The 21,705-nt window shown below is 65.7% G+C and carries 12 protein-coding genes; 8 read left to right on the top strand and 4 right to left on the bottom strand.

What is annotated here, in order from left to right:
- Positions 1–64: 64 nt before the first annotated feature.
- Both ppdK and S58_RS26935 read left to right on the top strand, forming a co-directional pair.
- Complete coding sequence (gene ppdK, locus S58_RS26940) at positions 65–3,043, top strand: pyruvate, phosphate dikinase (RefSeq protein WP_015668565.1); 2,979 nt, start codon at positions 65–67, stop codon at positions 3,041–3,043.
- Between the two features lie 645 nt (positions 3,044–3,688).
- A complete protein-coding gene (locus tag S58_RS26935; protein WP_015668564.1) occupies positions 3,689–5,164 on the top strand; it encodes a cell wall hydrolase in 1,476 nt (491 codons plus the stop codon).
- Between the two features lie 92 nt (positions 5,165–5,256).
- Here the strand turns inward: S58_RS26935 and S58_RS26930 are convergent, their stop codons facing one another.
- From S58_RS26930 to S58_RS26920, 3 genes are all read right to left on the bottom strand, one after another.
- Complete coding sequence (locus S58_RS26930) at positions 5,257–7,611, bottom strand: fused ABC transporter substrate-binding protein/TRAP transporter substrate-binding protein (protein ID WP_015668563.1); 2,355 nt, start codon at positions 7,609–7,611, stop codon at positions 5,257–5,259.
- Positions 7,612–7,761: 150 nt separating this feature from the next.
- Positions 7,762–8,655, bottom strand: coding sequence for an SEL1-like repeat protein (locus tag S58_RS37830; RefSeq protein WP_144058398.1), 894 nt, complete (start codon positions 8,653–8,655; stop codon positions 7,762–7,764).
- A gap of 737 nt (positions 8,656–9,392) precedes the next feature.
- Positions 9,393–10,991: an L-aspartate oxidase gene (locus S58_RS26920; RefSeq protein WP_015668561.1), complete on the bottom strand. Its 1,599-nt coding sequence runs from the start codon at positions 10,989–10,991 to the stop codon at positions 9,393–9,395.
- A gap of 353 nt (positions 10,992–11,344) precedes the next feature.
- Here S58_RS26920 and S58_RS26915 point away from each other — a divergent pair, with 353 nt between their 5' ends.
- The 6 genes from S58_RS26915 to S58_RS26890 all read left to right on the top strand — a co-directional run bounded on the left by S58_RS26915 (position 11,345) and on the right by S58_RS26890 (position 18,969).
- On the top strand, positions 11,345–12,592 hold the full coding sequence (locus S58_RS26915) for an MFS transporter (RefSeq protein WP_015668560.1): 1,248 nt from the start codon (positions 11,345–11,347) through the stop codon (positions 12,590–12,592).
- Positions 12,593–12,656: 64 nt separating this feature from the next.
- The gene (acuI, locus tag S58_RS26910) at positions 12,657–13,643 is read left to right on the top strand and encodes an acrylyl-CoA reductase (NADPH) (RefSeq protein ID WP_015668559.1); all 987 of its coding nucleotides are present in this window, start codon (positions 12,657–12,659) and stop codon (positions 13,641–13,643) included.
- 113 nt (positions 13,644–13,756) lie between these two features.
- Positions 13,757–14,386 carry a hypothetical protein gene (locus tag S58_RS26905; protein WP_015668558.1) on the top strand — a complete coding sequence of 210 codons (630 nt, stop codon included), beginning with the start codon at positions 13,757–13,759 and terminating at the stop codon, positions 14,384–14,386.
- A 176-nt stretch (positions 14,387–14,562) separates the two neighbouring features.
- A complete protein-coding gene (locus S58_RS26900) occupies positions 14,563–14,796 on the top strand; it encodes a DUF6894 family protein (protein ID WP_015668557.1) in 234 nt (77 codons plus the stop codon).
- Positions 14,797–15,392: 596 nt separating this feature from the next.
- On the top strand, positions 15,393–17,081 hold the full coding sequence (locus S58_RS26895; protein WP_015668556.1) for a methyl-accepting chemotaxis protein: 1,689 nt from the start codon (positions 15,393–15,395) through the stop codon (positions 17,079–17,081).
- A 202-nt stretch (positions 17,082–17,283) separates the two neighbouring features.
- Entirely contained in the window at positions 17,284–18,969 is a 1,686-nt protein-coding gene (locus S58_RS26890; protein ID WP_015668555.1) for a methyl-accepting chemotaxis protein, read from the top strand.
- 3 nt (positions 18,970–18,972) lie between these two features.
- On the opposite strand, the gene S58_RS26885 is transcribed toward S58_RS26890, so the two are convergent.
- Positions 18,973–21,651: a DUF2339 domain-containing protein gene (locus S58_RS26885; protein WP_015668554.1), complete on the bottom strand. Its 2,679-nt coding sequence runs from the start codon at positions 21,649–21,651 to the stop codon at positions 18,973–18,975.
- Positions 21,652–21,705 lie beyond the last annotated feature (54 nt).

Raw genomic sequence — 21,705 nt, 5'->3', positions numbered from 1 at the left:
CGCAGCGCCCAAAGTGGTGTAAGGCGCGCGATTTCTCCTCCCTATTTGCGGATCGAAGCACCTCATGGCCAAAGCGGTAGCGAAGTCTAAGAAAGTTACAGCGAAATCAAAGCCTTCCAAGCAGGGCAAGGCCAAGGCCGCAGCGCTCGCTCCGCCGCGCAAGGCGCTGAAGACGGCTGCGGCGAAGCCTGTTGCAAAGGCCCCGGCCAAATCCGCACCCAAATCGGCGCCGAAATCGCCGGTGAAAACCGCTCCGAAGAAGCAGGCCAAGGCAAACGTCAAGGCAAGCGTCAAGGCCGTCGCCAAATCGGCCGCGAAGGCTGCGAAAGCTCCGGCCGCGAAGAGCGCAGCATCCGCGATCAAGCCGAACAAGTGGGTCTACACCTTCGGTGACGGCAAGGCCGAAGGTAAAGCGGGCTTGCGCGACCTGCTCGGCGGCAAGGGCGCCAATCTGGCCGAGATGGCCAATCTCGGCCTGCCGGTGCCTCCGGGCTTCACCATCCCGACGTCGGTCTGCACCTACTTCTACGCCAACGACAAGACCTATCCGAAGGAGCTGCAGACCCAGGTCGACAAGGCGCTCGACTACATCGGCAAGCTCACCGGCAAGAAGTTCGGCGATGCCGAAAACCCGCTGCTGGTCTCGGTCCGCTCCGGCGCCCGCGCCTCGATGCCGGGGATGATGGACACCGTGCTCAACCTCGGCCTGAACGACGAAACGGTCGAGGCGCTGGCTTCGCTGTCCGGCGACCGCCGCTTCGCGTTCGACAGCTATCGCCGCTTCATCACGATGTATTCGGATGTCGTGCTCGGCTTCGAGCACCATCATTTCGAGGACATCCTCGACAGCTTCAAGGATACCCAGGGCTATCAGCTCGACACCGATCTCTCGTCCGAGGATTGGGAGATGCTGGTCGGCAAGTACAAGGACGCGGTCGCGCACGAGACCGGCAAGGATTTTCCGCAGGACCCGCATGACCAGCTGTGGGGCGCGATCGGCGCTGTTTTCTCATCCTGGATGAACGCGCGCGCGATGACCTATCGCAAGCTGCACGACATTCCGGAATCCTGGGGCACGGCGGTCAACGTCCAGGCCATGGTGTTCGGCAACATGGGCGAGACCTCGGCCACCGGCGTTGCCTTCACCCGCAATCCCTCGACCGGCGAGAGCAAGCTGTACGGCGAGTTCCTGATCAATGCGCAGGGCGAGGACGTCGTCGCCGGCATCCGCACCCCGCAGGACATCACCGAGGACGCGCGCCAGGAGTCCGGTTCGGACAAGGCTTCGATGGAAGTCGCGATGCCCGACGCCTTCCACGAGCTGACGCGGATCTACACGCTGCTCGAGAAGCACTACCGCGACATGCAGGACATGGAGTTCACGGTCGAGCGCGGCAAGCTGTGGATGCTGCAGACCCGCAGCGGCAAGCGCACCGCCAAGGCGGCGCTGCGCATCGCGGTCGAGCTCGCCAATGAAGGCCTGATCTCGGAGAACGACGCCGTGCTGCGCGTCGATCCGGCCTCGCTCGATCAGCTGCTGCATCCGACCATCGATCCCGCCGCGCAGCGCGACGTGGTCGCGACTGGCCTGCCGGCCTCGCCGGGCGCTGCATCCGGTGAGATCGTGTTCTCCTCGGATGAGGCCACCAAGCTGCAGGCCGATGGCCGCAAGGTCATCCTGGTCCGCATCGAGACCTCGCCCGAGGACATCCACGGCATGCACGCCGCCGAGGGCATTCTGACCACGCGCGGCGGCATGACCTCGCATGCGGCGGTGGTCGCGCGCGGCATGGGCAAGCCCTGCGTCTCCGGCTGCGGCACCATCCGCGTCGACTACGGACGCGGCACGATGAGCATCGGCGGCCGCACCTTCAAGACCGGCGACGTCATCACCATCGACGGCTCGGTCGGCCAGGTGCTGGCAGGCCGCATGCCGATGATCGAGCCGGAGCTGTCCGGCGAGTTCGGCACCCTGATGGGCTGGGCGGACGCGGTGCGCGAGACCGGCGTGCGCGTCAATGCTGACACGCCCGAGGATGCGCGCACCGCGATCAAGTTCGGCGCCGAGGGCATCGGCCTGTGCCGCACCGAGCACATGTTCTTCGAGGAGACGCGCATCCGCACGGTGCGCGAGATGATCCTGTCCGAAGAAGAGCAGGAGCGCCGCGCGGCGCTGGCAAAGCTGCTGCCGATGCAGCGCGCCGACTTCGTCGAGCTGTTCGAGATCATGAAGGGGCTTCCGGTCACGATCCGTCTGCTCGATCCGCCGCTGCACGAGTTCCTGCCGCACACCCAGGCTGAGGTGGAAGAAGTCGCGCGGGCGATGAACACCGATCCGCGCCGGCTTGCCGACCGCGCCCGCGAGCTGTCGGAGTTCAACCCGATGCTCGGCTTCCGCGGCTGCCGTCTGGCGATTGCCTATCCGGAGATCGCCGAGATGCAGGCGCGCGCGATCTTCGAGGCCGCGGTCGAGGCCGAGAAGCGCACTGGCGAGGCCGTCGGCCTCGAGGTCATGGTGCCGCTGATCGCGACCAAGGCCGAGTTCGATCTGGTCAAGGCGCGCATCGATGCGATGGCACAGGCTGTCATCCGCGAGACCGGCGCCAAGCTGGAGTACCAGGTCGGGACCATGATCGAGCTGCCGCGCGCGGTGCTGATGGCCGGCCAGATCGCGGAAGCCGCCGAGTTCTTCTCGTTCGGCACCAACGATCTCACGCAGACCACCTACGGCATCAGCCGCGACGACGCCGGCAGCTTCCTCGGCGCCTATGTCGCCAAGGGCATCCTTGCGATCGATCCGTTCATCTCGATCGACCGCGAGGGCGTCGGCGAGCTCGTGAAGATCGGCGTCGAGCGCGGCCGCGCCACGCGGCCCAACCTCAAGGTCGGCATCTGCGGCGAGCATGGCGGCGATCCCGCCTCGGTCGCGTTCTGCCATCAGGTCGGCATGAACTACGTCTCGTGCTCGCCCTACCGCGTGCCGATCGCCCGCCTCGCGGCAGCGCAAGCCGCGCTCGGCAAGGAGATCGCCAGCCAAGCTTGATGCTGCTGCGAATGATTTGAACTGATGAAGGCCGGCAGATGTTGCCGGCCTTTTTCGTTGGTGATGAGCGTTCGTGATGCGAGTGTGTGAGCTTGTGAGACGAGCGCGTGCCGTACGAACAGTGCGCTCCCTCTCCCCGTTCTTCACGGGGAGAGGGTTGGGGTGAGGGGCCGACGCGCGGGAAGTGTTCGTGGAGAGACCTGTATCCCTTCACCCGGATTGCATCTGACGATGCAATCCGACCTCTCCCCGCAAGCGGGGCGAGGTACACCGCGCACGCCGCACGACCTGTGACACAAGCATTTAGGTATTCGCGTCATCGCACCACGGCCCGATGCCGCCGCCCGCTGTTCCCACCAGCGATGTTCCACCTACGAACATCTCGCATCGACGCTTCGAATCGATCCGCGCTTCAAACATTCATTCACGGTCTTCGTTGACCGAATCTTCACCGTTCTCGTCACGCCGCTGTTTACCAAGCATCTCGATCGCACGGCGCTCTGCAACTTCTCCGCTTGCATGTTTCGATCTTGCAACGCGGATTAACTCCTCAGCAACCTAAACCCGATACGAAGAGTAACGATCGAATTGCACGGATGCACTGTCGTTCGGTCTTCCTCAGTAAGCGTTGCGTTGAGCGTATCGATGTTAGTTCTGCGTCCCGGTCCGAAGGGCGCGCGATTTGCGTCCTTCGGACTCGGTCTCTGCGTCTTCGCCCTGATGCCGACAGAGACCGGGTATCAAGACATCGCTTCACTGCTCGCCCGCCAGCCGGGCGTCGCCGAGCGCTGGCAGAAGCGTGTGTCCGCGGCCGCTGCGACCGTTCAGCTCGCCACCTACAGCTTCGGCCGTCCGATCGGAACCTCTGCGCCGCAAGGGGTGAACGTCCGTCTCGCCAGTCTCGACGCGCGCGACATCGACGTCACCGGCAGCACGACGCCGCGCAATCCGGCGCTGCAGGTTCCGCCGCGCTACCAGGCCTCCGATTTTCCCAAGGTGGATCGCACCCTGAAAGGCGATCGCCTCGTCGTGCGTCCGGCCACGGCGCCGGCACAGCCGACCGAGTCGGCCGCGCCCGTCGAGCCTGCGCCGACGGAGTCCGCCCCGGCAACGCCGACTCAGCCTGATTCGAATTCGTCCGTGTTCGGCGCCAAGAGCTCGGAAGTGCAGACGCCGGCGCAGCGCGCTGCACTCGATCCCGAATTGCAGGAAGCGTTGAGTGCGCCGCCGCTCGTCCAGTATGGGGCGTCGAAGCCGGAGGTCCAGCCGTCAGGCGAGCTCAAGCCCGCGCCCGATTTGGCGGCCGCGGACGTCCCGGTCAGCTATGACGGCCTCAACATCAAGACGTCGAATCTGTATTTCGGCGCAGCGTCGCTGGGTGGCGTCACCGGCACGATGGAAACCTGGCAGCCGGGCGAAGCGCCGCTGATCGTCATGCCTGATCCGGATCTCAAGCCGATGGCGGCGTTGCCGCAGCCGGCGGACGATGTGGCGAAGTCCGGTGACGGCGGCGAGAGCATCGCCCCCAAGGGCGAGGTCAACACCGACAATCAGCGTGACAGGACGCCGGCCGAACGGCTGGGCCTCGCGGACGAGAAGGCGCGCTTCAAGTCGGAGAAGTGCCTTGCGGAAGCGATCTACTTCGAATCGCGCGGCGAGGCCGTACGCGGCCAGATGGCGGTGGCGCAGGTCGTGCTGAACCGCGCATTCTCCGGCTATTATCCGACCACGGTGTGCGGCGTCGTCTATCAGAACAAATACCGCCACTTCGCCTGCCAGTTCACCTTCGCCTGCGACAACACTGCGGACGTGGTTCGCGAGCCGGAGATGTGGGACCGCGCCAGGAAGATCGCGAAGGCCATGCTGGACGGCCTGATCTGGCTGCCCGAGGTGGGCAAGTCGACCCACTATCACGCCTATTGGGTGCGGCCGTCCTGGGTCGCCGAAATGAAACGGATGTACAAGTTCGGCGTCCACACCTTCTATCGCCCGAAGCGGTGGGGCGACGGCAGCGATGCGCCGAGCTGGGGCACGCCGCAGCAGACGGCGGCCATTTCGGCCGAGCTCACCGAGGCGGCCAAGAGCGAAGCCGAGATCAATCCGAACTGGACGCGGCGCTAATATCTCGGCCCGGGATTTGACCGGTCGATCGAAGTCCTGCAGCGTCCCGGGCCTTCGGTGCGATGAGGACGTCGATGCCGGGCGGAGCCGAATTAGTGACGCGCCGCATTCCACTCGAGAAAGCGGCGGTACAACTCCGTCTGGCGCGCCTGCTCAGGCGACGTTGCGGCCTGCGGCTTCGCGGTGGCAGGAACGCGCGGGGACGGTACGGCAGCCGTGACCGGCTTCGGCCGGCTACCGGTGACCGGACTGACCGCCGCGGGCGCTGGAATCTTTATAGTCCCATCGAGCCATTCCTGCGCGACCCGCAACCTGGTCCATCCGGCAACCGGCGCACGCGGCGCCATCTCCTGCCATTTCGGATGGAAGGGAGGCCGCTGCAGCTCCGACACCCGTGAGAACAGCGATTCGACAAGCAGCGACAGCCGGCGGTAACGCTCATTCCCCGGCTGCCAATTATACGACGCCAGGATCGCCTCAGCCGCAATCGTGTCAACCGGCTCGGATTTTGAGATCAGGTTGGGGTAGTCGTCCGCGGTGAGCTTGGATGGAAGGTAGTCCTCGCGCAAGGTCTTGTCGTAGCCGACCGGAACGAAATGGAGGTTGGGATCCGTGATCTGGCTGAGCCAGGGCACCGGCTTGCCCTCGACCGCAATGATCGCGTCGATCTCCCCCTTGCGCAACATTTCGAGCGCGATGCGCGGCTCGATATAGAGCAGGTGCGGCTTGATCTCGAGCCGCTCGAACACGTTGATCGCGGTCACGAAGGTGCTGCCATCCGGCAGGTCGACCGCGACGGTCTTGCCGTCGAGCTCCCGCATGGTGCGGATCGATCGCGGCGCCAGGACATGCATTTCCTCGTTGAACATCTTGGTGACGTAGACGAGCTGATTGCGGATGTTGCTCGCGAAGTCCTTGCGTTCGAGATAGGACAGCGTGTCCTTGCGCACGATTCCCACGTCGACGCCCTTGAGCATCAGGATGTCGGCCACCGCCTGAACCGAACCGCTGCCGAGGATCGGCATGATCCGCAGGTTGATGCCGTCATTGAGCACCGAGGCGGCATCGGCGCCCATCTGGGAATAGGTGCTGCCATAAGAGCCGGTCATCAGGCTCACCGTATTGGCATTGAGCTGACCTGCGAGGTCCCGCTTGGACGACGCATAGCGGAAGATCGCCTTGAAGGAATCGCTGACGGCACCCGGGTCGATTCCACTGCGTACCGGTCCGAACCGCTCCCAATGGCCGTCGACGAAGCGCTTCATCTGCATCTGCTCGATCGGCGCGTGGTCGCTGGCGCTGGTATTGGCGACGATCCCGGGAATCAGCATGGGAATCGGCGTCCCCTTCAAGGAACGAGCCTGCCTCATGATGTTGTCGCGGGAGAAGTCGTCGCCGCAATTGCGCAGGACCGCAACCATCAGGTTGGCGAGCGCGTAGCCCACGATTCCCAAGCTGTTGTTCTTGCTGATGGCAGGCGCGTAACGATCCATGAACGCGGACCACTCGGCGAAGCCGGGATCGCCGCCCTGTGCACCGCCCTCGTACAGGATGGTGGCGGACAGCAGTCCTTCCGCGTTCTGCAGGCCTGCAGGCTGCAGCACGGTGGCGACCGAATCCGAAACCGTGGGGATGATGTGCTCGGGTTTCCAGCCGAGCTCGGCGAGGCGGCGGATCGCGAGCACGGTGAATTTCGGAGTGCTGACGTCGACCAGGACGTTGGCACCGGCGGCCTTCAGCTTCGTGATCTGCTGATTGATGTCGGTATCGGTGACCGCGTAGGCCGCTTCTCCGACGATCGGCAGCTTGCCGCCGAGCCCGTCCTTCAAGCCCTTCAGATAGTCCTTGCCGAACTCGTCGTCCTGATACAGCACACCGATGCGCGTGCCACCGGCATGTTGTTCGAGCAGATATTGCGCGTGGATATGAGCTTCGATCTGGTAGCTGGGTTGCGCTCCCATGGTCCAGGGATAGTCGCGAGGCTGATCCCAGATCGAGGCGCCGGAGCCGACGAACAATTGCGGTATCTTGTTCGCGTTGAGATAAGGCCGCACCGCCGCGCTGGTCGCTGTTCCAACGCTCGCAAAGATGACGTCAACCTTGTCTTCCTCCACGAGCCGTCGTGTCAGTTCCACCGTCTTCTGCGGATTATAGCCGTCGTCATAGGAGATGTAGGTGATCTTGCGGCCCCTGATCCCGCCCTCGTCATTCACCTTCTGGAAATAGGCCGAGATGACCTTGCCCACGCTGCCATAGGCGGCCGCCGGCCCGCTGTAGGGGGTCGTATTGCCGATCCGGATCTCGCCCTCGGCAGCACGCGCCGAGCCTGGCACGGTGGCAAGCGCGAGCAGCAACGCCACGGTCGGAGAACTCGGCGCGCAAAGCAGCCGCGGACCACGGGGCGCCGACGACCAGGCCGGCTGCAGCAGACGTTCGAACATTCCCATCATGGACCTCATCACGCAACACACAACACTTTGCGGCGACGCGCGTCGCCCGCACGACGTCATCGACCAGGATCCAGCGGCGCCCCGCCGCCATTCCTGCGCAGCGACCGGCGTGAGATCGCGCCTCATCACCCAGTCTCGAAGCTCGGCTCACTCGAGGCGCCGCCGGGCCTCGAGGGACCCGAGTTCGGCCGCTCTCGCGTACCAGGCGCGGGCCTTGGCCGGATCGGGCGCGACGCCGACGGCTTTCAACTTGGACAAGACCGCGACGTCATAGGTACTGGCCAGCATCAATGATGCTTCGGCGTCTCCTTCCGCGACATGCGCCAGGATCAGACGGGCCGTCGCAACGTCGCCGGTGCCGATGAGATCGCGTCCGCGCTTCAGCATTTCGCTGATCTCGTTCCTGGTCAGCGCAGACGCGGCCGCCGGTGCAGGGCTCCTGGTCGCGATCGCCCGCGAAGCCTTCGGCAGAACTAATTGCGGGGTCTCGCCTCCGTCCGGAGCCGGCTTGACGGCCGGGACCGACGCCGCGATCGAATCGGTCCGCCCGACTGCGTGCGCCACGGCGTCCACCGATGCTTGGCCGTCCTCGAATGTCGATTTCCCCGCTGCCCCGAAGTTTCGGGGAGACGATGAAGCGGTCGTTTCCGACTTTGCAGCTGTTTCAATATTCGGAGCCTGCATGACGCGCACCGCAAAGAACGCGAGGCCCGCAAGCACGGTCACTGCGGCACTGAATCGGAAAACGGAATCGAATTCGAGCGGTTGGGGCGGAGGCGGGGGCATCACGACTGGATCGAGTGAAGGGATCTGCCGGGATCGGTCCGCCTCTACAGGCGCCGAAGGCATCGGCGCATCATCGGCCGCCGAAGCGGTTTGCCACCACGGCGGGGGGAGAGCGGTGGCCGTATCCTCATCAGGCGCGGACGTCGCATGCGCGACGCTGTTGGACAAAGCGGCAGGCTTTGCCGGGCGCCAACGTTCGCTCTGCGCATCACCCACGGCGATCCGCGATCCGCTACTCCGCACTACGGAACTCATCCTCGACTACTCCTGCGGACACGCGCCATCGCGTCGCTCCGCATCACTCCCTGGACCGTTTGCCGCCGTATCCGTTCGGCGATTCGGCTTCCGCACCGGCCGCGAGACGGACGACCGCATCCGTGATCATGCCAAGCGGTCAATCGGTGATCTGGCAGCCGTGGCTTTCCATTTCCTCGTCATCAGGACGGACAGAAACTCGCGCGACTACTTGAGCACCGCTAAATTCCAGCCATCTCTTTTTCTTATTTGTAAACGTTCTGCGGCTCTTTTGCCGAAATCATGGCGAACCTGTCCAGCCATTTAGTTCGTGCTGGTAAATGCCGCCGGCGCTGGGCATGCGCGTGGCGTATCCCTACAGGTCGATGCGAATTAGTCGCGCGCGTCAAGGATGTGCTCGATCCGTGCGGCGAGCCGCCGCGTTCGCGTCTGCCGGCGATCTAATTCGACGAAAGGCCTCGTCCAACTCAGTGGCGAGGTCCGCTCAGTTCATGCGCGCCATGACGACGAGTGCCGGCGCAACGGCATGGCTAATTTGTTCGTCGAGCGCCCGCGGGATCAATGGATTTAAACGACCGACACGGCACGTACTAATCAGGTCGCGCCTGTCCCCAAATACCGGCGAGGCGGCAAAAACAACGAGTTGGAATATCTGTCTTGGACGACGATGGCCGCTTCGAAAGATGGTGAAACCGCGACTGCCGAACTCCGTCGTGACGCGGTCGGATCAGATCTTGCTACGCGCTCAGCGGCCGCGATTGCCGTGCCGTCGGCCGCGCCGCGAGCTCGTCGGCGATCTCGCGCGCAGCGGCCAATGTGGTCATCGTCCTCTGGGCGAAGCTCGGATTCTCCGCCGGGCAGTCGGCGCGGCAATGCGCGCCGCGGCTCTCGCGCCGACTCCAGGCCGCGGTCGCGATCAGCAGCGCTGCACTCGCCATGTTGCGCAGCCTCGGACTGCCGCCGTCGCGCTCCATCCTGGCAATCGCGACGATCGCTTCGGCCACGCGCTCCTCCTCGCGGATGACGCCAAGCTGCGCCGTCATCATCTCACGCAGCGTCTTCTCCGCGAAGCCCGGGCAGCCGCCGGGCGAAGCGGCGAATGCAACGTGCTGCAGGGTGGAGGCTTCGGCGAACGTCCTGCCCGACACGTCCTCGGCAATCCGCGCGGCGAACACCAAAGCGGCGAGCAGCGCGTTGCCCGCGATGTGATTGGCGCCATCGGTTGCGGTCGCCGCCACCTCGCCGGCCGCCCATAGTCCCTCGATGGAGGTGCGGCCGCAGGCATCGATTGCGATGCCGCCCATGTGGAAATGCGCCGCCGGCGCCACCGGAATCGGCTGCCGCGTCGGATCGAGTCCGGCGGCGACGCAGGCCCGGTGCAGCATCGGATAGCGCTCCGCGACATCTTCGTCGAGGACGTCGCGGGCGTCGACGAAGGCTCCGCGCCCGGCGATGATTTCGGCCATGACGCCGCGGGCCACGGTATCACGCGGCGCCAGATCGACCAGCGGATGCCGCGGCAGCATGAAGCGCTGGCCGCGCCGGTTGATCAGGATGGCGCCAGCGCCGCGCAGGCTCTCGCTGACCACGGCCGCCGGATCATGACCCGTCATCATCGCAGTTGGATGGAACTGCACGAATTCGGGGTCGGCGATGACGGCGCCGGCTCGCGCGGCGATCGCAAGGCCGATGCCGTTGGCATGAACGGGGTTGGTGGTCGCAGCGAACAAATGCCCGATGCCGCCGGTCGCCAGGACGACGGCTGGCGCGGCGATCAGCACCGGCGCGCCCGCATCATCATCGGCCGGGCGCAGCTGCAGGCCGCGCACGGCCCCGTTCTCGGTCAGCAGCGCGTCGGCGACATAGCCCTCGACGACGCGGACCGAGGGTGTCGCACGCACGGCGTCGGTCAGGGCGGCGACGATCGCCTGTCCGGTGAAATCGCCGCGAACGCTCAGGATTCGCCGCGCTGAATGCGCAGCGGCGCGGGAGGTCGCCAGTCCGCCGCCGTGATCGCGATCGAACGCGACGCCGAGGCGCAGCAGGTCCTCGATCCGCGCCGCCGCATCACGGGCAAGGCCGAGCGCCGCGCTCTCGTCGACAAGGCCGGCACCCGCCGCGATCATGTCGGCGGCATGGGATTCTGGACTGTCACCGGACGCGACCGCTGCCGCGATGTCGGCCTGCATCGTCGCGCCGAAACAATCCTCGCCGAGCGGTGTCGCGGAGATCAAGGTGACCGGCTGGGGTGCGAGCTTCAGTGCGCAGAACAGTCCCGCAATGCCGGCGCCGACGATCACGACATGGCCTGAGGTCTCGATCTGGTCGTGGTCCATATGCTGTCCAAATTCCACATTCCGTCAGCATATGTACCGCGGTACCTGTTAGTTCTTCTTCAGAGACATTCCTCGCTGTTTATCGGTGTTTGGTGACAAATCGCGGCCGTTCTGCAAGTCATTCTCGCAGAAGATGAATCGCTGTCTATCACTCGCGTGACAGGACAGATGAACATGGCTTCCCGAGTTCCGTCGATGGAACTCATCATGGATGACATGCGCTCATGGCTCGACCTTGGCATCGATTTTTTCATGGCTGAGTTCCCGCTTTTGAGCTTGGGAGTTCAATGCAAATGCATTAATTCGTGACGAGCGGCCGGCGACACGGGCAGCATCACGGGGGAGGACAATTCATGTCGATACAGACCGGCGATCTCGGCACGGCCTCTCCGACCCAGAGCTGGCGCACGCCGCTGGTCATCATCGTGTGCGGCTGCGCCATTGCGCTGCTGAGCTTCGGTCCGCGCTCGAGCCTCGGCTTCTTCGTGCAGCCGATGAGCCGTGAATTCGCCTGGGGACGCGATGTGTTCGCGCTCGCAGTGGCAGTGCAGAACCTGCTGTGGGGGCTCGGTCAGCCGCTCGCCGGTGCGATCGCTGATCGTTTCGGCGTGATGCGCGTGATCTGTGTCGGCGCGCTGCTCTATGCCGGCGGCCTGCTGATGATGCGCTATTCGACGACGCCATTGTCGCTGAACGTCGGCGCCGGCGTGCTGGTCGGCTTCGGCCTTTCCGGCTGCTCGTTCAACCTCATTTTGTCGGCGTTCAGCAAGCTGCTGCCGCCGGAGCGGCGCGGCCTTGCACTCGGTGCGGGCACCGCGGCCGGCTCGCTCGGCCAGTTCCTGTTCGCGCCCTTCGGCGTGGCGCTGATCGATCAGTTCGGCTGGCAGAGCGCGTTGATGGTGTTCGCGACCTTGATGCTGTTCATCGTGCCGTTGTCATCAGCGGTCGCGACGCCGCCGGCCGCCGAGGCCAAGCCGTCCGAGGCCGAGCAGCAGTCGTTCACGACGGCGCTGATGGAAGCGTTCGGCCACCGCTCCTACGTGCTGCTGGTGCTCGGCTTCTTCACCTGTGGCTTCCAGCTCGCCTTCATCACCGTGCATCTGCCGGCGTTCCTGGTCGACCGCGGCCTGTCGGCCCAGACCGGCGGTTGGGTGATCGCGGCGATCGGGCTGTTCAACATCATCGGCTCGCTCAGCGTCGGCTGGCTGCAGAGCCGGCTGCCGAAGCGCTACATCCTGTCCTTCATCTATTTCACCCGCGCGCTGGCGACGCTCGCCTTCATCTCGTTCCCGGTGACGCCGGCCACCGCGATCGCCTTCGGGGCTGTCTCCGGTCTCGCCTGGCTCTCGACCGTGCCGCCGACCTCGTCGCTGGTCGCGATCATGTTCGGCACGCGCTGGCTCGCCACGCTGTATGGCTTCGCCTTCGTCAGCCACCAAGTCGGCGGCTTCCTCGGCGTCTGGCTCGGCGGCATCGTGTTCGAGCGCTACGGCTCGTATACGCCGATCTGGTGGCTCTCGATCCTGTTCGGCGTGCTCTCGGCGCTGATCAACCTGCCCATCGTCGAGAAGCCGGTGGCGCGCGCCGTTCCCGCGACCTGAGTTGCGCCGCCAATCTGATCGGCTAAACATGGCCTGAGACGAAGAGAGCGCAGGGAGTGCCGCTGTGGGAACGTTCAAGGCGATCCGGATCGACAAGGCCGACAAGGGGACGACCGCCACACTGACGCAGTTCGACGAAGCCGAACTGATGGACGGCGACGTCACGGTCAAGGTCGAATGGTCGGCGCTGAACTACAAGGACGGTCTGGCGCTGACCGGGAAGGCGCCGGTGGTCCGCCGCTTTCCGATGATCGCCGGCATCGATTTCGCCGGCACGGTCGAGCAGTCCAGCCATCCGGCCTGGAAGCCGGGCGACGCCGTGATCTGCACCGGCTGGGGCATGGGCGAGACTCATCTCGGCGCCTATGCCGAGAAGGCCCGGGTCAAGGGCGACTGGCTGGTCGGCTTGCCGCAGGGCCTGTCGGCGCGCGACGCCATGGCGATCGGCACCGCCGGCTTCACGGCCATGCTCGCGGTGCTGGCCCTGGAGAAGCATGGGCTGACGCCGGCCAGCGGCCCGGTGGTGGTGACGGGAGCGGCCGGCGGCGTCGGCTCGGTCGCGATCGCGGTGCTCGCCAGGCTCGGCTATCACGTGATCGCCTCGACCGGGCGGCTGGCGGAAGGGGACTATCTCAAGTCGCTCGGGGCCGCCGAAATCATCGATCGCAACGAGCTGTCCGCGCCGGCCAAGCCGCTGGGCAAGGAGCGCTGGGCGGGCGGGATCGACAGCGTCGGCTCCCATACGCTCGCCAACCTGCTGGCGATGACCAGATATGGCGGCGCAATCGCGGCCTGCGGTCTTGCCGCCGGCATGGACCTGCCGTCCTCGGTCGCGCCCTTCATTCTGCGCGGCGTGTGCCTTCTGGGCATCGATTCCGTGATGTGTCCGCTGCCGGCCCGCAAGGCCGCCTGGCAGCGCCTCGCCGCCGATTTGGATCGCGGAAAACTATCTGAAATCACTCATGAAATCGAGTTGGACCAAGTCGCCTCGCTGGGCCCGCAGATCCTCGCCGGCCAAGTCCGCGGCCGCACGGTGGTAAGAATATCCTGAGGATCTTCAGACTTTTCAAACCATGCTGCTCCATTCTCGCCATGGTTGGTATGGTAAGCATGGGGTAAAGATACCGCCTTACCCGCTGCGTGGGGTTAAGTGGGAGTTTGAAGATGCTCGCGCGTTTTTTGCTGGGGACCGTGACCGCCGGCGCCGTAATCGCTCCTGCCGTGGCGGGATCGATGACGGCCGACGAGGCGCGTAAATTCGTCGCCGGAAAGGTGTTCGCGTTCACCTGTGTCGACGGAACCCGCGGCGCTGGGCGCATTCTCGACGACATGGGGGCCGCCGGCGCCGTGCAGTTCTCGGGCTCCGGTCCGGTCCGGCAAATCCGTCTGCCCGGCAACACGCTGCAGATTCGCGGCCAGAACGTATGCGCCGCCATCAAGGGCATGCCGTTCGAACCGTGCTTCAACCTCGACAAGAAGGATGATCGCAGCTTCCGCGGTTCGGTCTCGGGGCTCGGCGCCTTTGCCTATTGCGACTTCCAGCACCAGGGCGGTGCCACCATGCTGATGGCGCGGGCCGTGGCGCGCCCGCGTGCGGCACGCGCTGCTGCAACCGGAGCGGATCCGTCGCATACCGAAGTGGCAGCACGGGTAGAGACACCGCGGGTGGAACGCAGCAAAGTGGAACCCGCGAAAGCAGAATCGGTGAAGGCGGAATCCGCGAAAGCCGACGCCGGCAAGTCCGAAAACGCGAAGACTGATGCTGCACCGGAGCTTCGCCGCTCGACTGATTAGTTGTTAGTTCACCGATCATTGAAAAAAACGCGTCTGATTAACATAGAGCAATATTTGAGAGAGAACCGCACGCTAGCGGTCATTGCGCCGTAGTCGTACGGACAGTTAAATTCATGCCTCGGTAGCGACTCACAATGCAGTTTGCCGCGGGGGGTGGCCCAATAGAAAGGGTCGTTATGTCGCTTTATTTCTTCCGTATCAGCCAGGGCCGCTATTCGGGCGCTGCTGATCAGCCTTACGAGTTTGCCAACCGGGAGACCGCCTGGAACGAGCTGACTGCGGTTTGTTCGGACCTGATCGGGGGGATCTCGAAGAGCCTGCAGCAGGGAGCAGAGTGGCAGATGGAGCTGCTGGACGAAGCCAAGCAGCCGGTGTTCCGTATCCGCCTGGTCTCGGAAGCCGTCGGCTGAGCTGCTGATTCCTGCACCACCGGCCGTGCGACTATCCGTCCGGCCGCCGCGCGCTCCTGATCTCACACCGCCCTTCGCAGATCGTGGGTCCCTGATCGAGCTTGCTCGTCAGGGTCCGTAGCGCGGCTTCGAGCAGGCTTACGGCTTTCGACATGGCGGTGAACGCCAATCGGTTTACAGGCGCCAGCCCGTCCCAGCCGACTCTCACCAAGTTCCATCTACGTGCTCCTGACTAAATTACAGGCTCAGGTAGTAACGCGCCATTAAAGGGTCATGGCATACCACCAAGCTCACAGGTGTGTCCTTCCTGCCCGAGACCGGCAACCCAACGCGCGCGATCGAAAGCAGCAGAACGCCTCCTGAAGAGACTTTGGCGTCTGGTGATCCGGCACCGGGCACGCCTGCCATTCCCGTATTAGTACGGTCTACAAGTTTAACTTATGTTTGGCTTGTTTTTTCCCAAATGGTTCCGTTCGGGGAACGAGACGTCCGTACCCTGAGCGAAGACTGCGCAACGTCGCGCGTACACGGATCAGTTGCCGTCGTGAGCGTTGGCAGGGAGCGGCCACAAGCCGCACAGCCATCCGGGGTCACCAGTGTCCAAACTGTCCATCCGTACCAAGATCATTTCGGTCATCGCCTTCATGCTGCTGGCGATGTCCGGGCTCGGCGTGCTCGCCGTGACCAGCATGCAGTCGATCAATGCGAACACGGTCGACATCGCCAACAACTGGCTGCCCAGCGTGCGCGCGATCGGCGAGCTGCGCGCCGATATCAACCTGCTGCGCATTGCGCTGCGGGCGCATGTCATGGCCGAGACCACCGAGGCCAAGCAGGCCGGCGAGAAGCGGGTGAACGGCATCCTCGAAGCCATCAACAAGGACCGCAAGACCTACGAGCCGATGATCACGTCGGCCGAGGAGCGCGCGATCTACAACAGCTGGGTGCAGGCCTGGGAGAAGTACGTCGTCGCCGTCAAGCAGGTGATGGACGAGTCGAACAAGAGCGTCGGCCGGCTTCCGCGGGAGGCCACCGAGCTGCTGGAGAAGTCGGCTGCTGCGATCGCACGTGACGCGGACAAGTATTTCATCCAGGACATCGAGTTCAACAACAAGGGCGCCGACAATGCGACGCGGCAGGCGTCGGAGAGCTTCTCGCGTGCGATCTGGCTGGTCGTTTCGATCATCGCCGCCGCCATCGTCGCCGGCATCGTCGTCGGCTTCTACCTGGTGCAGACCGTCTCGCAGGGCATCGCTTCCATCATCAAGCCGATGCAGGAGCTCGCCAAGGGCGATCTGAGCGCGGAAGTCACGCAACGCGGCGAGCCCACCGAGATCGGCGCCATGGCGGATACGCTGCAGGTGTTCAAGGAAGCGCTGATCGCCAAGAAGGAGGCCGACGAGCTCGCGGCACACGATGCCGAGGCCAAGATCGAACGCGGCCGGCGCGTCGACAACATCACCCGTCAGTTCGAAGCGACCATCGGCGAGATCGTCCAGACGGTGTCGTCGGCCTCGACCGAGCTCGAGCACTCCGCGGGCGCGCTGTCGTCCACCGCGACGCGTTCGCAGGAAATCTCGACCGCGGTTGCGGCCGCCTCGGAGGAGGCCTCGACCAACGTGCAGTCGGTCGCGTCCGCGACGGAGGAGCTGTCCTCATCGATCACCGAGATCAGCCGCCAGGTGCAGGAATCGGCCCGCATGGCTACCGAAGCCGTGGACCAGGCGCGCATGACCAATGATCGTGTCGGCGAGCTGAGCAAGGCGGCCGCGCGCATCGGCGATGTGGTCGAGCTGATCAATACGATCGCGGGCCAGACCAACCTGCTGGCGCTGAATGCGACCATCGAGGCGGCGCGCGCAGGCGAGGCCGGCCGCGGTTTCGCGGTCGTTGCCTCCGAAGTGAAGGCGCTGGCCGAGCAGACGGCCAAGGCGACCGATGAGATCGGCCAGCAGGTCTCGGGCATCCAGGCGGCGACGCAGGAGTCGGTCGGAGCCATCCGGGCGATCTCGACCACCATCGAGCGGCTGTCGGAAATCTCGTCGGCGATCGCTGCGGCCGTGGAAGAGCAGGGGGCCGCCACGCAGGAGATCTCGCGCAACGTCCAGCAGGCGTCGGCAGGCACGCAGCAGGTGTCCTCGAACGTCGTCGACGTGCAGCGTGGCGCGACCGAGACCGGAACGGCCTCCACGCACGTGCTGGCCGCGGCGCAGTCGCTGGCCTCGGACAGCGACCGCCTCAAGCGCGAGGTCGCGACGTTCCTGGAGTCGGTGCGGGCGGCCTGATCACCCGCCCCGCGCGGCGAAAGAATTCGAGTCCCGTACTAATACGACGTTTAGCATTAACGGAACGTTGCAGACAAAGCGGCACACTGCTTCCCAGCAGTGGCCGCTTTTTCGTTTCGCAGCGGTACGCCGGTCGCGCAATGGTGTCGTGCCCGGGCTGAGATGTCCGGTTGCGAGATGCTTTCTCTCGGAGGATCAGGACGTGTCCAAGCTCTCCATTCGTCTCAAGATCATCGTCGTCATTGCCTTCATGCTGGTGGTGATGTCCGGCATGGGCGTGCTGGCGCTGCGCAGCATGCACGGGATCAATGCCCAAACGATCGAGATCTCGAAGAACTGGCTGCCGAGCGTCCGGATGCTCGGCGCGCTGCGCGCCGACATCAACATGTACCGCCTCACGCTGCGCGTTCACGTGATGGCGCTGTCGGCCGAAGCCAAGGCCGCGGCCGACAAGCGCATGGCCGACATGCTCGACATCGTGCAGAAGGACATCCGCGCCTACGAGCCGTTGATCGCGAATGCCGATGAGCGCAAGATCTATGAAGCCTGGACGCGTGCCTGGGCCAATTACATCGCCGAGTCGAACAAGGTGCTCGACGTCTCGCGCAAGAATGTCGGGCGTCTGCCCGATGATATCGACGGCCTGTTCAAGGGACCGGGCGCCGCGTCGGCGGTCTCCGAAGAGCTGCTGGCGAAGGCCATCGACTTCAACGACAAGGGCGCGGAAGCCGCCACCCGCGACGCCGCCGACGGCTACAGCAACGCCTTCTGGATCATGACGAGCATCATTCTCGCCGTGGTCGTGGCCGCGATCGGCGTCGGCTTCTATCTCGTGCAGGACGTCTCGGCCGGCATCGCCTCCATCATCAGGCCGATGCAGGCGCTCGGGCAGGGCGATCTCTCGGCCGAGGTGCCGCACCGTGGCGAGCCGACCGAAATGGGCGCGATGGCCGACACCCTGCAGGTGTTCAAGGAGGCGCTGATCGCCAAGAAGGAGGCCGATGAGAGGGCCGCGGTCGACGCCGAGGCCAAGATCGAACGCGGCCGCCGCGTCGACAACATCACCCGCCAGTTCGAGACGACGATCGGCGAGATCGTGCAGACGGTGTCGTCGGCCTCGACCGAGCTCGAGCACTCCGCCGGCGCGCTGTCATCGACCGCGACCCGCTCGCAGGAAATCTCCACCCAGGTCGCGGCGGCCTCGGAAGAAGCCTCGACCAACGTGCAGTCGGTCGCCTCAGCCACCGAGGAGCTGTCGTCCTCGATCACCGAGATCAGCCGCCAGGTGCAGGAATCGGCGCGGATGGCCTCGGACGCCGTCACCCAGGCACGTCAGACCAACGATCGCGTCGGCGAATTGTCGAAGGCGGCGGCCAGGATCGGCGCTGTGGTCGAGCTGATCAACTCGATTGCCGGCCAGACCAACCTGCTCGCCTTGAACGCCACCATCGAGGCGGCCCGCGCCGGCGAGGCCGGCCGCGGCTTCGCGGTGGTCGCCTCCGAGGTGAAGGCCCTGGCCGAGCAGACCGCCAAGGCGACCGGCGAGATCGGCCAGCAGATCGGCAGCATCCAGGCAGCGACGCAGGAATCGGTCGGCGCCATCCGCGACATCTCCGGCAGCATCGAACGGCTGTCGGAAATTTCCTCGGCGATCGCGGCCGCCGTCGAAGAGCAGGGCGCGGCGACGCAGGAGATCTCGCGCAACGTCCAGCAGGCCGCGCATGGCACGCAGCAGGTGTCGTCCAACGTCGTCGACGTGCAGCGCGGCGCCACCGAGACCGGCTCGGCGTCCTCGCATGTGCTGAGCGCCGCCAAGTCGCTGGCGACCGACAGCGACCGCCTGAAGCGCGAGGTCGCCTCGTTCCTGCAGTCGGTCAGGGCCGCCTGATCGTCACTCCGCCGGTGCAGCAGGCGGCGCCTGCTGCTGCCGCCGGAACAGCACCTTTTGATACAGCCAGCCGATCGCGACCAGCACCAGCCCGAGACCGATGAACGACAGCGCGCGCCAGACGCCGGTCAGCGCCGACATGTCGACCAGGAAGGCTTTCAGGATCGTCAGCGCGATCACGATCGCGGATGCCAAGCGCGCGCGCTGCGACTGCACGATGATTCCGATCCCGAGCAATACCACGCCGAAGCCGAGCCAGGCGATCGAGTAGGTGTACTGCTCGGCGGCGCTGGTGACGCCGCTCGTCAGGTCGGGGCCGTGATAGATCCGGCGGATCTCGAGGCTGACATAGGACAGCGCCAGGATCAGCGCGCCGGCCGCCAGCGTGTTGCCGTAGCCGGGCGGACGGCGGCCCGCCACCGCGTAGGACAGCAGCAGCATCAGCACGGCCGGGAATGCGTAGGCCAGGATCAGGATGTTGAGCAGGCCGCCCTTGATCGCGACATCCGAGATCATCGGGTTCTCGAACAGCAGCAGCCCGAGCACGGTGGCGCCGCCGGCAAAGCCGGTCAGGATCACCGCGCTGATGTTGTGCACGATGCTGCCGCTGCGCTCGCGTAGTCGCTCCAACCCGATCGCGAGCGCCAGCGCGACGCAGACGTCGAGGCCGATTTCGGCGAGCGACGGCACTGCCAGCATGTCGCCGTCATTGACGGCGTGGCGGATCTCCAGGAAGGCAAGCAGCGTCGTGAACAGGATGGCGGCGGCCTCGACCGCGCGCAGCGGCGCATCGTCGCCATGGCGGCGCATCAGAGTGCTCGCGCCCCAGAACGACGCCGCCGGCACGCCATAGCCCCATAGCAGCCAGTTGAAGATCGGCGTGGTGCCGACATCGGCGCCGACGATGCGCGGATCGTAGCCGATGCGGAACGCGACCAGCCCGGCAAAGACGGCCGCGAGCGTGCGCAGGAACCGGATCGGCCGGTTCTCGTAGATCCAGGCAGTGCCGAGCGACATCAGCGCCAGCGCGATCGTGAGCCAGCCTTTTTCCAGCGCGAAGGTCAGCGCCAGCGCCAGCGCGGCCAGCGTGCCGGTCGCAAACAGCGCGATCGAGGCGCTGAGGCCGGGTCGCTCCTCGCGCCGGGTCAGCGGTTCGGTCGCGGCGGCAAAGCCGGCCGCCAGCACGACGGCGAGGATCGCAAACGGAATCGAGCGGTCGAGATGGGCGATGCGCGCGTAGAGCGCGACCAGCAGCGCCAGCGGCGTGAACACGCCGGCCGCCGACCACACCACCGGCACGGTCGCATTGTGCGAGCGCCCCTGCGCCAGGAATCCGGCGCCGCCGAAGCCGAGCGCAAAGATCGCCGCCGTGACCAGATGCGAGGTGACCGATGCGCCGAGCGGGTTCGGTCCCATACCCGGCAGCGCGCCGCCGGGCAGCACCAGCAGGTCCGGATTGTCGCGCAGCGCCCATTCGGCGAACACCAGGAACACGGTCGCAGCAGCGGCCGCGACCGCGCCGACCGCGCTCGGCGCGCGCCAGGCGACGGCGAGCGTGGCCGCGACCAGCAGCGTAAAGCCGATCAGCGCCAGGCCGTCGTGGAAGCTCGAGAGCACCACCAGCATGGCGCCGAGCAGATAGACCGCGAGCCCCACCGACGAGATCGGCTCGACCTCGTCATTGTCGGCAGCGGGCCCGAACATGAAGCCGCAGACCACGATCAGCGCGGCCAGCGCAAAGCCCGCGGCGACGTGGAAGACGTGCGGCGCCACCGTCTCGACGCCCATGTCGAGGCCCGGCAGGGTCCACAGGAACGACAGCCCGATCGTGGTCATCGCCAGCCAGCGCCACAGCCGCACGCGCGCCAGCGCGAACGCGGCCGCCGTGACGATGGCGAGATAGATGTAGAGCGCCCAGTAGTTCGGCTGGCCGGTCGACACCAGCACCGGCGTCGTGAAGGCCGCGACGAGGCCGAGTCCGGCCAGCGCCGGGCCGTGCAGCAGCGCCGCCGCCAGCGTGCCCAAGGCGACGAGGCCGAGCAGCACGAAGGCGATCGCGGGCGGCAGGAACTCATAGAGCGCGTAGGCGGCGTAAATGGTCGCGAAGGCGACCGCCGTGCCGGCCGCGGTCAGCATCGCCGGGATGTTGGCGATCGGCAGCGCCGCGATCTGCGAGATGCTCTCCTTGCGCCGCGTCCATTCGCCGGCCGCAAGCAGCGCGGCGGCGAACAGCGCGCCGAGCGCGACGCGCACCTCGGGACCGATGAGGCCGGCCTCGATCGAGTAGCGCACCATGAAGAAGCCGCCGAGCGCCAAGGTCAGCCCGCCGATCCACACCACCCAGCGGGTGCCGATGCGCTCCTCGAAACCGGCGGACGGTTGCGGTACGGGAGGCGGAGGCGCGAGCGGCGGCGGCTGATCAGCCGCCGCGTCGCTCGCCATCGTCGCAGGCTGCAGCGCGGGCTCGGTCGCTTCCGGCAGCGGCGGCGGCATCGGCGCAGGCTCTTGCAGCGGACTCAGTGGCGGCGCTGCCGGCACTGGCGCAATGGCCGCCGGACGCGCGGCTTCGAGCCGGTCCAGCCGGGCCTGCAGCTCGGCCAATCGATCGGAGATTTGACGCGCGTATGCGAATAGGGCGAACGCGACCAGCAGGGCGATCCAATCCAGGTGCGAATCGAACATCACGCGGGGAAATCCTGAAACAATGGCGCCGGCGGGCGTCACGGGTGGAGGGAT

The organism is Bradyrhizobium oligotrophicum S58, assembly GCF_000344805.1.
Taxonomy (GTDB): domain Bacteria; phylum Pseudomonadota; class Alphaproteobacteria; order Rhizobiales; family Xanthobacteraceae; genus Bradyrhizobium; species Bradyrhizobium oligotrophicum.
This window is presented reverse-complemented; position numbering and strand designations above follow the sequence as displayed.